Here is a 14,130-nt window from a genome sequence, read left to right as displayed (position 1 = left end):
CCAAGGTTGTAAATATATTATTGATGCCGAGGTAAAGTTGGCAACGTATTGTTAGGGTTGGCTTTTGTATTTATAGATATGTATGAATATAGCGCCATGCTCCTAGCGTGGTTAACTTACCATAATTCTTTTTAAATGCATGGCTATTTTCGAGGGGCGTTCGGTATATATTTTTCTGTAAGTGCTTAAAAAATGGGCTTAAAGGTGAATATGTTACAAAAAGCTAGCAAGCAGTTCCTATTTCCGCAGTGTTAAGAAAAATGGATACCCTCAGGATCAATGGCAAGTATCAAATCTTCGGGTGAAATATCCGGAGTGTTCATCATGCGAGAAACACGTTGGAGAGACGATAGAATTTGCGTTTGCTCCCATTGATCTAATGCTTGAAATTGCTCAATGAAATTATCTTGTAGTAACTGTGGCGCTTGTTCTAAAACTTGTTCACCTTCGGCTGTGATAACCGCATGTACTTTACGTTTGTCTTTTGTGTCGCGCTCTCTCTTGATAAAGCCTCGTTTTTCCAGTCGATCAAGGATACTGGTAGCCGTTGCTTGGCTCATGTTGCTGTTGTTAGAGAGCTGACGGAGCGTCATTTTTGGCGATGATTGAATAGTCCGCATCAACAGTAATTGAGGACTGGTTAAACCAAAATTCTTATTCAATTGCTTTGAATGCAGATCTATTGCGCGAACAATTTGCCTTATCGATATCAACACTTCATCGTGGGTACTCAAGTAAACCTCCTAAGCCGTGTTTTAAAAGGGGGGTTACTGAATGACAGCAACCCCACAGACGAATAGAATCAGTTAACTCTATTTTTATAGCGCTTCATTACATCGCGGCTTTTTTAGCTGTCTCAATCCATAAATCGAACGTTTTTTGGTTCGCTTTGATCCAACCATTCGCATGTGCTTCGATGTCTTTCGCTGAGTTATGACCTTGACTCATCATCATGTTTTCAGCACTGACGTCGTTGATGTTCAGCTTCATGATTTCAAACAATTTCGCTGCTGCTGGGTTCTCTTCAGCAAATTTCTTGTTTGCAACGATCTTCATTGAGTTCATTTCGAAGCCATAGTTTTTACCATTTGGTAAGGCGGTATCAACGTTTGCTCGATTACCCGGAAGTGAAGAGTAAGGTACTTCTAGCCATACTACATCTTTACCCGGAACCAATACGCCACTTACCCAGTATGGAGTCCATGTGTAATACAAAATGGAATCGCCTTTTTTATAGCGCGAGATGGTATCAGCAATGATTGCAGCGTAGTTACCTTGGTTATGCGTGATGGTGTCTCTTAGGCCAAAGGCATCAAGTTGGTGTTCAATAACACTTTCACAGCCCCAGCCTGGGTTACAGCCTGTTAGGTCTGCTTTTCCATCATCATTGGCATCAAACAGCTTGGCAATTTTTGGATCTTTCAGTTGTTCAATATTGGTGATGTTGTATTTTTCAGCGGTTTTCTTATCAATCAGATAACCTTGAGCAGCACCTGAGATATATTCACCTTTACGATAGAACTTGTCGTAACCGCCGGAAGCTTTAAATTTGTCATCATGTAGCGGTGCCCAGTTAACGGCTAGGTAAGTCGCATCACCTTCCGCAATAGAGGTGTAACCAACGTTGTAGTCCACTTCTTTGGTCGGCTTAACTTCGTATCCGAGCGCTTCCATGGCTTTGTTAACGATTAAGGTTTGGAACGTTTCTTCCGCTACTGTCGATTGTACTGGTTGGACTGAAATACCTTCACCAGGTAATGACGCCGCGTATGCGGATGCGCTCATAATTGAACTCATTGCAATACTGCTGGTTAACAAAGTCTTCCATGTTAATTTCATTTCTGTTCTCCTAGTTTTTTGTTTCCTTCGGTATGTGTGAGTTTCTGCTTAATGCGGTATACAAAAGACGCTGGGCCTTTTTGATACCAACGAGTTTTTGTATCGTGGCTCTCGTTACCCACTTTTTGCGTGATTCGATCGAGCAGAATGGCGAGTATCACAATGCCTAAGCCACCTACCGCAGCCAGTCCCATATCTAAGCGACCGATACCGCGTAGTACCATTTGTCCCAGCCCGCCTACAGCGATCATCGAGGCAATCACCACCATAGAAAGCGACAACATCAGTGTCTGGTTGATACCCGCCATAATGGTTGGCATTGCTAATGGTAACTGGATGCGATAAAGCATCTGCTTGGGGCTTGCACCAAAAGCGTGTCCAGCCTCAATTAATTCTTCAGGCACTTGCTGGATACCCAATATGGTTAAACGAACAATAGGGGGCAGGGCGAAGATAATTGTCACGACGACGCCCGGTACGTTACCGATACCAAATAGCATCACAATTGGTACTAAATAGACGAATGCGGGTGTGGTTTGCATCGCGTCTAAAATTGGCCGTACGACTTTGGCGGCTGTATTACTTCTGGCAAGCCATATGCCCATTGGCAATCCAATCAGCAGACAGAAAAAGACGGACGTCATTACCAAGGCCAGCGTGACCATTGCTTCATCCCACGCACCGATAAAACCGATGACGAGCAGTGATAAAAATGAGCTAATACCTAAGCGCGGACCTGCAAACTGCCATGCCAATAGAAATAGAATGAGCAGCATGATCGGCGCTGGAGTAGTAACCAGCGCACCTTCGAATGAACTCAAAATAAAATCTATGGGTACTCTGACTGCTTGAAATAACGGGCGTCCATGTGTAACAAGCCAATTAAGTGCAGTTTCAACCCAGTGATCAAATGGGATAATGGCGTCTTTAAATGGATGCATCCAGTCAAATGACTCAGGTTGCACCTGCGCGGAATTAAGCCAATCATTGCCTGAAGTGGATGCATTTGTAGCCGTTGACCAAGGGTCATTGTTCGCTGCATCGGTTGCTGACTGCGTAGCGGCTCCCCACGGGTCGGCTGTTTCCGGTGCGCTAGAAACATTTTCTGTAGCCATGTTTATTCCCTGTCTAAAGTTTGAAGTAAGCGAGATTTGGTAATAACACCAAAATACTGTCCTTGGTCGTCGACGACGGGCACCGCATAGGGTACTTCTGCCACTTGACTGATGAGATCGCCAACGGAAACGTCAGGATGAATAGTGATGGTGTCAGAAAGCAGGGCACTGCTTAGCGAACGTTTTTCTTTCTTCGCTTCATTCAAACTGTGAATCGAAACAATGCCGCTGAATTTGTTGGTTCGGTCAACAACGATGCCAAAGTCACGGTCGTGATCCATGAGCAGCTGCAGTGCGGCAGCTGGTCCGTCGTTATCGTGTTTTTTAAACACAGCAGCAGGTTTTTTGCGTGCGATGTCTTTCGCACTGAATACCGATGCCACATTTACGCCACGGAAAAACGAACTGACATAATCATTGGCAGGGTTATGTAGAATCTCGTCGGGCGTCCCTACCTGAACCACTACACCGTCTTGCATAATGGCAATACGGTCGCCGATACGCATTGCTTCGTCTAAATCATGGGAGATAAAAACAATGGTTCGCTTGTCGTCGTTTTGTAGACGAATCAGCTCATCCTGCATTTCAGCTCGAATCAGTGGGTCAAGTGCTGAAAAGGCTTCATCCATCAAGAGTATGTCAGGGTCATTCGTCAGTGCACGGGCAAGACCAACGCGCTGCTTCATACCACCTGATAATTCATCTGGAAAAGATTCGCAATAGGCATCTAGCCCAACACGTTCTAACGCTTTTCTTGCACTCTTATGTCTGGTTGCTTCATCAATACCTGCAAGCTCAAGCCCAAATGATGCGTTTTCCAACACAGTCATATGAGGCATTAATGCGAAGTTTTGGAAAACCATAGAGATGTTTTGACGACGAACTAATCTCAGCTCCTGCTCTGAGATATGGGCAATGTCCTTGCCTTTTATCAGAACGTTGCCCTTTGTTGGCTCTATCAAGCGGTTAAGCAATCGAACTAATGTTGATTTTCCTGAACCTGACAAACCCATTATGACGAAGATTTCGCCTTCGTTAACCGTGAGAGAGACATCTTTGACACCGACGGTGAGTCCCGTTTGTTCAAAAATCTCATCTTTACTTAACCCTTTCTCTATCAGCGGGAAAGCTTCACTCGGAGTTTCGCCAAATACTTTATAGAGGTTTTTGACCTCCAGCATGGTAGACATGTTTTTCATCCTTGTTGCTGTACGGTTTTGACGTGAAATATCAAAATAATTATTAGTACACTAATTAATGTTTTATAGGATTACAAGGCGTTACTGGCGTTCTATAGGAGGGGTTGATCACTATGATATTGAAATATAACGAATATTTTTACCTATAAAAATTTTAAATTAATTTGAGTAGGAATGTTTTTGTGTGGAAATTAAATTTTGAAATTTCAGCAGATGAGAACAACAAAGAATGGAAATTTTATGAACCGTTTAAACGAATTTTTTCGGATGGAGTGATAGAAATGAACGTTTTTTTGAAACAACATTTTTGCGTTTTTTTTACTACCCTTTATCAGGTGTGCCGAAACAATAAAAGTTTGTCTTAACGACAAATTATTATGATTAGACACACCCCCCTGTTTTGTCCGATAAAGCGCGTGACATTTAGGGTGTCAGGTGTGGCTCTTGAAGCCACTTCATTCTCTCTTAGTGTGTGAGATTAAATGTGGAACAATCATCTAAATTAGATCGCGTACGTGCTGATTATAACGTTCATTATTGGAGCCAAGGTTTCTTCGGAATAGATAACCATGGTGAAGTCTATGTGTCACCAAGGAAAGATGGCCAATATCAAACGCAATTGAGTTCAATTGTGAGTCAGCTAGAAACACGCGGTTTGAATTTACCGGTGCTTGTTCGTTTTCCTCAAATCCTGCATCAACGTGTTCACAACATTTGTGACGCATTTAATCAGGCGATTGATGAATACGATTACCCGAACAAATACCTGCTGGTTTACCCAATCAAGGTTAACCAACAGCGTGAAGTTGTTGATGAAATCCTAGCGAGCCAAGCTCAGCTAGAAACAAAGCAACTGGGTTTAGAAGCGGGCAGTAAGCCAGAATTATTAGCAGTACTTGCAATGGCGCAACAAGCAAGTTCTGTCATCGTGTGTAACGGTTATAAAGACCGTGAGTACATGCGTCTTGCGCTGATCGGCGAAAAGCTTGGTCATAAAGTATTTATCGTACTAGAGAAGCTTTCTGAGCTTGATTTGGTACTAAAAGAAGCAAAAAGCTTAGGCGTTAAACCTCGCTTAGGTATTCGTATTCGTCTTGCATCACAAGGTGCGGGTAAATGGCAATCAAGCGGTGGTGAAAAATCGAAGTTCGGTTTGGCTGCGGCTCAAGTGTTGTCTGTTATTGACCGCTTGAAAGCCGAAGGTCAGCTTGATGCTCTACAACTTGTGCATTTCCACTTAGGTTCGCAAATGGCGAACATTCGCGACGTGCGTAACGGTGTAAACGAGTCAGCTCGTTTCTACTGTGAACTTCGTGAACTGGGTGCAGATATTCAGTACTTTGACGTAGGTGGCGGTTTGGCTGTCGACTACGATGGCACGCGTAGCCAGTCTTCAAACTCAATGAACTACGGTCTGGTTGAATATGCTCGTAACATCGTCAGCACGGTTGGCGACGTATGTAACTTATACAATCAACCAAAGCCGACCATTATTTCGGAATCTGGTCGCTCGGTGACGGCGCATCACGCAGTGCTGATCACGAACGTAATTGGTACAGAAGGTTACACTCCTGAAGCGATTGTTGAGCCAGAAGCGGATGCACCTACGCTGTTACAAAACATGTGGCGCAGTTGGCAAACGTTGAACGATGATACCGATGCTCGTGCATTGATCGAAATTTTTAACGATACACAAAGTGATTTGAATGAAGCACACATGTTGTTCTCAACTGGCGTAATCAACCTGCAACATCGTGCATGGGTAGAGCAGTTATCGCTACGTATTTATCATGAACTACGCATGAAAATGAGTGCGAAAAACCGCTTTCACCGTCCGATTTTAGATCAGTTACAAGAGCGTTTGGCGGACAAGTTCTTCGTCAACTTCTCATTGTTCCAATCGTTACCAGATGCATGGGGTATCGATCAGGTGTTCCCAGTTCTGCCTCTGTCTAACTTGCAGAATGTGGAAGATCGCCGCGCAGTGATGTTGGATATTACTTGTGACTCAGACGGTGCGGTTGAGCAATACGTTGAAGGTCAGGGTATTGAAACAACGTTACCGGTTCCTGCTTGGTCAAAAGATACCTCTTACTTGATGGGCTTTTTCTTAGTGGGTGCATACCAAGAGATCCTTGGTGATATGCATAACCTGTTTGGTGATACACACAGCGCAGTTGTGAACATCACAGACGAAGGCGAATCTGAAATCACTTTCATCAATGAAGGTGACACGGTTGAAGATATGATGCGTTACGTGCATATCGACGTAGACGCAATTAGAGCTAACTACCGTCAGTTGGTTTCTCAGCGTGTGGCTGAAAACGAACAGCAAGACGTGTTAGCAGAATTAGAGCATGGTTTAAATGGTTATACCTACTTGGAGGATTTTTAAATGAATGATTTGTTTACTAAAACGGATTATTCATTGTATTCAAATGCAATGACGTTCCTTCGCCAGCCGTACCAGAGAGATCCGCTAGAGTCGGATGCTGATGTTGTGGTGTTAGGCGTGCCTTTGGATATGGCGACTTCAGGTCGACCAGGTGCTCGTATGGGACCAGACGCGATTCGTCGCGCCTCAGTTAACTTAGCGTGGGAAGGCAAAAAATTCCCATGGGATTTCAACCTGTTCAAACGCATCAAGTTAGTAGATGCGGGTGATTTGGTGTTTGATTGTGGTGACGCAGAAGATTTCACTTACCGCCTAGAAGCGGCAACCAGTGAGATTCTAAAGAGTGGTAAGACAGTATTGGCATTGGGCGGTGATCACTTCATCACTCTGCCAATCCTTCGTGCCTACGCGAAACACTACGGTGAAATGGCGCTGATTCATTTTGACGCGCACACTGATACTTATGCAAACGGCAGCGCGTATGACCACGGCACTATGTTCTATCATGCGCCGAAAGAGGGTTTGATCTCTCCTCGTCATTCTGTGCAAGTGGGTATTCGTACTGAGTACAAACAGGAAGGTCACGGCTTCAACGTAATCAACGCGATGCAAGCGAACGATATGTCTGCGGACGAAATCGTTGAGCAAATTCGTGAAATCGTTGGCGACAAGCCAGTGTACCTAACGTTTGATATTGACTGTTTAGATCCAGCATTTGCACCGGGTACAGGTACACCAGTATGTGGCGGTTTAACTTCAGATAAGATTCTGAAAATTATCCGTGCACTGAAAGGCATTAACCTAATTGGTATGGACGTGGTAGAGGTTTCTCCGCCGTACGACCAAAGTGATTTAACGTCACTTGCCGGTGCGACAATTGCTCTAGAACTGCTTTACGTTTGGGCTTCAAACCCTGAGCGTGAATAAGTCGTTTACTGCAGGTTAAATCACCAAATTGAAAGCCGAGAGGAGAAATCTTCTCGGCTTTTTTATGCGCGTAACTCACGGGATAACTATTCAACAGGCAGATACAGGCTTTGCTTTGGCGTATCTAGTACTACGTTAGTCATTACACGGCGAATTTGCGGGAACTGTTCCATGATGTGTTCAATAAATCCATCGTAACTTTTGGCATTTTCAGCCGTCATCACCACCATTAAATCGACATTACCAGTAACGTAAAACACCTGTTGAATCGAAGGTTTAGTCTCTGCCCAGCGTTTGAATTTATTAAGGACGGTGTAGTTGTCTCTGTCGATTTCTATTCCGGCAATAAAGGTCATTGGATGGGTGGAAAGCTCGGGTTTGATCACCGCTACTTCGGTTCTAATCGCCCCTTCATCCCTCAAACGTTTTATGCGTCTCTGCACGGCAGAAGCGGATAGACCCACCTGTTCGGCAATGATTTCACTCGCCATACGGCAGTTGCTTTGCATCAGTTCCAGTATTTTCTTATCGAAATTATCCAGAGTGGTTTCACTCATGGTTTTCCTCTTGCGGTTATTCCGCATTATTGGTGCCTAAATGCGGTAAATCTTCCATGTGGTGCCAAGAATAGCGGATTTTACTTACCAATTGGAATCCACAATTACTCCATTTCGTACGGTTTAGAAAGAAAACCGGCTATCAACCTCAAATGGTTCTTAGCTCGTAACTTTGGTTAGTTTAATGATTATGGCTGGCCTAATGGCTATGACTGGATTAAAAAATGCTTAATGATGATTTTGATACAGGGTTAAACCCTGAAACCTTCGCTCCTGAAACACTTGCGGTGCATGCGGCTATTCGACCAGACCCTCATACGAACGCCATTGCTCCGAACATTGTGATGTCGGTAAATCACAGCTTTCTGCCGAATGAAGGCGCATTTTCAGCACAAGGCATGGAAGATATCTCCGACTCTCCGTTTCTCTATGCCGGTTGGACAAACCCAACGGTGCGCTTACTCGAACAGCGCTTGGCTATTTTAGAACAGGCTGAAGATGGACTCGCGACTGCCAGCGGAATGGCCGCAATCACTGCGGTATTTATGTCTTTACTCAAAGCAGGGGATCACCTAGTAATCAGCGATGTCTGCTATGCCGCTGTGTATGAGTTTGCTACCCAAGTATTGCCCCAGTATGGAATCGAAGTCACTGCAGTGGATACTTCATGCATCAAAAGTGTGCAAAATGCACTGCGCCCTAGCACTAAGTTGGTGCACATAGAGACGCCATGCAACCCGTTATTAAGACTAACCAATATTCAAGAGGTCTCTTTGCTGCTTAAAAACAGTGGAATTTTGCTCAGTGCTGATTCGACCTTTTCAACCCCGGTTATTACCCGACCACTTGCACTTGGGGCAGATTTGGTGATTCACTCTTTAACCAAGTTTATTAACGGGCATGGAGATGTGCTTGGCGGATGCGTGCTGGGCTCAAAAGCCTTGATTAGCAAGCTTAGAAGCGTTGCTGGCATCTATTTTGGTGCATCTTTAAGTGCGCAGAGCGCATGGCTAATTATGCGGGGTATGGAGACGATTTATCCACGTATGAAAACCCTTTGTGAATCGGCTCAAACCATTGCTGAGTGGTTAGAAAACCACCCCAAGGTGCTAAGGGTTTTATATCCCGGCTTGGCGTCTCATCAACAATTTTCGCTGGCTAAGCAGCAAATGACATTTTTTGGCGGCATTATTGCATTCCAAGTAGAGGATATCGAACTGATTGAGCAACGGTTTGCACATGAGTCGAGGATGTTTTATTACGCTTATTCCATAGGACATCAACGCAGTTTAGCAGTGGTGTTAAAAACCGATGATTTGGACAAGTCGACTTATCGATTTAGTCCGGAACAAAAAGCGAAGTTTTCTAGGGAAGCTGGCAAAGGCGTGGTCAGGCTCTCAGTTGGTCTTGAGTCACCAACTGATTTGATTCGGGACTTAAGTCATCTTCTTAGATGAAAGCTGAATTTTTATAGCATTTTATTGGTTTTAAATTCGGATAGTTATTGAAATGTTATTAGATTGTGTTGCATTATCTGGTGGTTTTTGATGTCAGTACGCGTTTGCGTGATATTCAATACAACATCGTATTTGTCATTGGACGAACAGAAAAATAACAAAATTTTTTATAAGGGATATTATGAAAAAATTTATTAAATCTTCAGCTGCTGGACTTGTTTTTGCCTGCTCTCTGCTTGGTGCCAATCAAGCAATGGCGGAGTCTGACCTAGAAGGTGTTCTTAGCTCAGGTGAATTAAAAGTTTGTTTCGACGCGGGCTACATGCCTTTCGAAATGAAAACCAAAGATGGCCGTTTCATTGGTTTTGATATCGATTTAGGTAAGCACATGGCTCGCTCTATGGGTGTTAAGTTCACACCTGTAAACACCGCTTGGGATGGTATTATCCCTGCGCTTCAAACCAACAAATGTGACATCATCATGGGTGGTATGACTATCACTCCTGAGCGTAACTTGAAAGTTAACTTTGCTGACCCGTACATTGTTATCGGTCAATCTATAATCTTCTCTCCAGCGCTTGAAGGTAAAATCAAAAGCTACACTGATTTGAATGATCCTAAATACACAGTTTCAACAAAGCTTGGCACTACTGGTGTTGAAGCTGCGAAGAAACACCTTTTCAATGCAAAAGTTGACCTTTACGACACTGAAGTAGACGCCGTTCTGCAGGTTGTTAACGGTAAAGCAGACGCTTTCGTTTATGACTTCCCATACAACGCGATCTACGCTGCTCAAAACAAAGGCAAAGTTGCGCATTTAGCAGAACCGTTCACTTACGAACCTCTAGGTTGGGCGATTCGTCAAGATGACCCGAACTTCCTAAATTTCTTGAATAACTACTTACGTCAAATCAAAGGCGACGGTACTTATGATCGTATGTACGACAAGTGGTTTAAATCTGACGACTGGTTGAAAGACGTTCAATAATTAACGTCTTAAGCTGTAGTCAACTGGGCAGCGTAATGTTGCCCAGTTCATTAAAAAGAATAAAGAGAATCTGAGTGATGCAGTCAAAATCCTCAAAGTGGATAGGACACGGAATTTACGTCCTAATTATGGCCATGCTTATTGGCGCGGTCTATTTCTCTGGGAAGAGTATTAACTATAACTGGCATTGGGATCGTCTCTGGCCGTACGTTGTTAACACCGAGATGCAACAACTTCGTGCAAACGGAGATGGTACAGCGGTGGTTAAAGCGGGTCAGTTAACGATTGAATTCGACGATGCTAGCCAACCACAGATCATTGATCATTACACAACACTTTTGGTTGGAAACGGTGATTTGGTTTTCCAAGGCGATGCCGTTGCACAACTGAATGAATGGAAGTTTGGCCCGATTGCTCATGGTTTATGGGTGACGGTTGAAATTTCCTTTATCTCCCTCATTTTTGCGGTTTTGCTTGGCCTTGTGTTTGGCCTAATGAGGGTATCCAAAAATCAAGTGGCGAGAAATTTATCTCTAACCTATGTTGAACTGATACGTGGCACGCCACTTCTGGTTCAAATCTTCATCGTTTATTTCTTTATCGGAACCGTACTCGATTTCGATCGTTTTACTGCCGGTGTTGTCGCGTTATCAGTATTTACAGGTGCTTATGTTGCCGAAATCGTACGCGCAGGTATTCAGGCCATTCCAACAGGGCAGATGGAAGCCGCGCGTTCATTGGGTATGACTTATCCCAAAGCCATGCGCTACATCATTCTTCCACAAGCCTTAAAACGTACGTTACCACCTCTGGCTGGTCAGTTTATTAACCTAATAAAAGACTCATCGCTGGTTTCTGTTATCTCAATTACTGACTTAACTAAAGCGGGCCGTGAAGTGGTCAGTGGCAGCTTTGCACCTTTTGAAGTGTGGTTTACCGTCGCAGCACTTTACTTACTAGTAACCGGGACTCTGTCTTGGGCAATTCAACGTTTAGAGAAGAGGTTATCAGCCAGTGACTAGTGAATACAACGGCGAAGACATGGTTTACGCCAGCAATGTCGACAAGTTCTATCCTAATGGTTGCCACGCTTTAAAATCGGTATCAACCACGGTAAAACGTGGTGAAGTCGTGGTTATCATTGGGCCTTCAGGTTCAGGTAAATCGACGTTTTTACGTACTCTGAACCAGTTAGAAGAGATCAGCTCAGGAACTATCATCGTTGATGGTTTCGATATGTACGCAAAAAGTACGGACATTAACGTATTGCGTCAGAACGTGGGAATGGTGTTCCAAAGCTTCAACTTATTCCCGCATATGACTGCGTTGGAAAACGTAATGATTGCACCCATGAAAGTGGCGAAGCGCCCTAAACATGAGGTGGAAGGTGCCGCGAAAGTGTTGATAAAACGTGTCGGCCTTGAAGATCGCATGAACAACTACCCAACGCACTTATCCGGTGGCCAGCAGCAACGTGTAGCGATTGCCCGCGCTTTAGCAATGAACCCAGACTTGATGTTGTTTGATGAACCAACATCAGCCCTTGACCCTGAGATGGTTGGGGAAGTACTAGACGTTATTAAAGGTCTGGCAAAAGAAGGGATGACCATGGTTATCGTAACTCATGAAATGGGCTTTGCCCGTGAAGTTGCAGACCGTGTGTTGTTTATGGAAGATGGTAAATTGTTGGTTGATGACAGCCCGCAAGCCGTGTTTGATAATCCAAGCCATCCTCGTTTGCAGCAGTTCTTGGCGAAAGTTCTGTAATAAAAGTCTTGTAATAGTAGCGATACGATTAAACCAAAACCGAGCCTTAAAGCTCGGTTTTTCCTTATTTGCAGGTTACATGGCCCAAAGTATCAGCGCGAGTATTTGTGGCGACAGTATTCGTAGACACATCACCAGTGGATATACAGTGGCATAAGCTAGTGCTGATGCACCGCTTGATTCATGTAAGGCATTGGCAAATGCGAGCGCTGGTGGATCGGTCATTGAACCTGCCAACATGCCACAGATAGTGAGATAGTTAATGTGGCCCAGCACTCTTGCCAATATGCCAACCGTAATCAGCGGAATTGCTGTTATAGCGACACCATATCCCATCCAGCTAAGTCCATCGCCTTGCACCAGCGTTTCAATAAAGTTACCACCAGATTTAAGACCTACCACAGCCAAGAACAGTACTATACCAATTTCCCGTAGCGCCAAGTTGGCACTGGGTGGCATAAACCAGTACATTTTGCCGATACTGCCTATTCTGGCAAGAATGAGTGCAACGATCAGTGGGCCGCCAGCCAGTCCGAGTTTGATTGCAGCGGGGAAACCCGGTAGGTAAAAAGGAATTGAACCGAGCAACACTCCGAGACCAATACCGACAAACACAGGCAGCATTTGTACCTGTTGCAACTTTTGGTGAGCATTGCCGACCATGCCGCTAACCGCTTCAATGGCTTCCTGACGTCCGACTAAGTTCAAAATGTCACCAAACTGAAGGGTAGAGTTGCTGGTGGGGATCAACTCAACACCTGCACGGTTAAGGCGTGAGACAACAACGTCATATTTCTCTTTTAGATCTAAGTCTCTGAGCTTTTTACCCAGAACAACTTCATTGGTAACAACCAAACGTTGCACTCGCAGTTCTGTTCCTCTGGTAGAGAGCGATACATCAACCTCTTCGCCAATCACGAGACGCGCTTTTTCCAAAGCGTTCTTGTCGCCGACAAGGTGGAGCAGGTCATTGACTTCAACACGAGAATCCGGTTTTGGTACCAATAACTGTTCATTGCGTTTTAGGCGTGAGCACACAATGTTACCGTCACTTAGCGCTGGAATATCTTTCAAAAACAATCCGTTTAAGTTGGGGTTTTTAACGGAGATATTCATGGTGTGTAAACTTGATTTCTTGTGGCCATTTTTGATTTCAAACTCATCGGCTTCTTGGTTCACATTGACGCGGAAGATAAGTCTAATCAACCACATAGTGAGCAATATCCCGCAGATACCAAACGGGTAGGCAATGGCATAGCCCATCCCCGTCATATCAAGTAGGTTTTCCTGACCACCGAGTTCCGTCAGGATTTGTTGACCCGCACCGAGAGAAGGGGTGTTAGTCACAGCACCAGAAAAGACACCAAGAATAACAGGAAGAGGGACATCAAACAGGTAGTAGAGAGCAACAGTAACCAAACATCCCAACAACACAATCAATGCGGCAAAGCCGTTGAGTTTTAAGCCTGAACTTCTCAGTGATGAGAAGAAGCCGGGTCCAACCTGAATACCAATCGTATAAACGAATAAGATTAATCCAAACTCTTGGATAAAGTGTAAGGTGTGGTAGTTGAGCTCAACGCCCCATGCTCCAGTAAAGTGACCAACGAAAATGCCGCCAAACAGCACTCCGCCGATCCCTAAACCAACGCCATAGAGTCGCCAGTTCCCTATCCACAGACCTAACACCGCTACCAGAGCAAGGATACTGATAGAGAGTGCGATATCACTCATAGTAAGTCTCCTGAACAATTACAAAAACGGTTGACGGGCAATCGTTGTTGAACATCAGGCAGGGGTAGGCGTAAGAACTAAAACGTGGTTATGTCTACGGCTGGAGGGTTCAGATATAGGCGTTGAATGTGCGAGGTATCTTGAGCAGTTCA

Annotated in this window: 12 protein-coding genes; 6 read left to right on the top strand and 6 right to left on the bottom strand. The window is 44.4% G+C overall.

The window, feature by feature from the left end:
- Window positions 1-251: 251 nt before the first annotated feature.
- The 4 genes from L3V23_RS05670 to proV form a co-directional block, all read right to left on the bottom strand.
- Window positions 252-734 (bottom strand): MarR family transcriptional regulator, encoded by a 483-nt coding sequence (locus L3V23_RS05670; RefSeq protein WP_042480960.1) that lies wholly within the window; start codon window positions 732-734, stop codon window positions 252-254.
- A 97-nt stretch (window positions 735-831) separates the two neighbouring features.
- On the bottom strand, window positions 832-1,839 hold the full coding sequence (gene proX / locus L3V23_RS05665; protein ID WP_237292020.1) for a glycine betaine/L-proline ABC transporter substrate-binding protein ProX: 1,008 nt from the start codon (window positions 1,837-1,839) through the stop codon (window positions 832-834).
- Window positions 1,836-2,954, bottom strand: a complete 1,119-nt coding sequence (proW, locus tag L3V23_RS05660) for a glycine betaine/L-proline ABC transporter permease ProW (protein WP_237292019.1) — start codon at window positions 2,952-2,954, stop codon at window positions 1,836-1,838. The genes proX and proW overlap by 4 nt, the downstream gene beginning before the upstream one ends.
- A gap of 2 nt (window positions 2,955-2,956) precedes the next feature.
- The gene (gene proV, locus L3V23_RS05655; RefSeq protein ID WP_102964544.1) at window positions 2,957-4,144 is read right to left on the bottom strand and encodes a glycine betaine/L-proline ABC transporter ATP-binding protein ProV; all 1,188 of its coding nucleotides are present in this window, start codon (window positions 4,142-4,144) and stop codon (window positions 2,957-2,959) included.
- A gap of 493 nt (window positions 4,145-4,637) precedes the next feature.
- On the opposite strand from proV, the gene speA reads away from it, so the two are divergent.
- Together speA and speB are read left to right on the top strand one after the other, a co-directional pair.
- Window positions 4,638-6,548 (top strand): arginine decarboxylase, encoded by a 1,911-nt coding sequence (speA, locus tag L3V23_RS05650; RefSeq protein ID WP_042480944.1) that lies wholly within the window; start codon window positions 4,638-4,640, stop codon window positions 6,546-6,548.
- Window positions 6,549-7,475, top strand: coding sequence for an agmatinase (gene speB / locus L3V23_RS05645; RefSeq protein WP_102953546.1), 927 nt, complete (start codon window positions 6,549-6,551; stop codon window positions 7,473-7,475). It begins immediately after the preceding gene.
- Between the two features lie 86 nt (window positions 7,476-7,561).
- On the opposite strand, the gene L3V23_RS05640 is transcribed toward speB, so the two are convergent.
- Complete coding sequence (locus tag L3V23_RS05640; protein WP_102965883.1) at window positions 7,562-8,032, bottom strand: Lrp/AsnC family transcriptional regulator; 471 nt, start codon at window positions 8,030-8,032, stop codon at window positions 7,562-7,564.
- A 224-nt stretch (window positions 8,033-8,256) separates the two neighbouring features.
- Here L3V23_RS05640 and L3V23_RS05635 point away from each other — a divergent pair, with 224 nt between their 5' ends.
- From L3V23_RS05635 to L3V23_RS05620, 4 genes are all read left to right on the top strand, one after another.
- Window positions 8,257-9,489: a PLP-dependent aspartate aminotransferase family protein gene (locus L3V23_RS05635; RefSeq protein ID WP_102965844.1), complete on the top strand. Its 1,233-nt coding sequence runs from the start codon at window positions 8,257-8,259 to the stop codon at window positions 9,487-9,489.
- Between the two features lie 181 nt (window positions 9,490-9,670).
- A complete protein-coding gene (locus tag L3V23_RS05630; RefSeq protein WP_102953545.1) occupies window positions 9,671-10,477 on the top strand; it encodes a transporter substrate-binding domain-containing protein in 807 nt (268 codons plus the stop codon).
- Between the two features lie 77 nt (window positions 10,478-10,554).
- The gene (locus L3V23_RS05625) at window positions 10,555-11,499 is read left to right on the top strand and encodes an amino acid ABC transporter permease (RefSeq protein ID WP_042480929.1); all 945 of its coding nucleotides are present in this window, start codon (window positions 10,555-10,557) and stop codon (window positions 11,497-11,499) included.
- Between the two features lie 19 nt (window positions 11,500-11,518).
- Window positions 11,519-12,244 carry an amino acid ABC transporter ATP-binding protein gene (locus L3V23_RS05620; RefSeq protein WP_042481561.1) on the top strand — a complete coding sequence of 242 codons (726 nt, stop codon included), beginning with the start codon at window positions 11,519-11,521 and terminating at the stop codon, window positions 12,242-12,244.
- Between the two features lie 75 nt (window positions 12,245-12,319).
- On the opposite strand, the gene L3V23_RS05615 is transcribed toward L3V23_RS05620, so the two are convergent.
- Window positions 12,320-13,978, bottom strand: a complete 1,659-nt coding sequence (locus tag L3V23_RS05615; protein ID WP_042480927.1) for a putative transporter — start codon at window positions 13,976-13,978, stop codon at window positions 12,320-12,322.
- Window positions 13,979-14,130 lie beyond the last annotated feature (152 nt).

This window comes from Vibrio sp. A1-b2 (genome assembly GCF_021726015.1).
Lineage (GTDB): Bacteria > Pseudomonadota > Gammaproteobacteria > Enterobacterales > Vibrionaceae > Vibrio > Vibrio diazotrophicus.
Note: the sequence above shows the minus strand (reverse complement) of the source record. Positions and strands in the feature narration are given on the sequence as shown.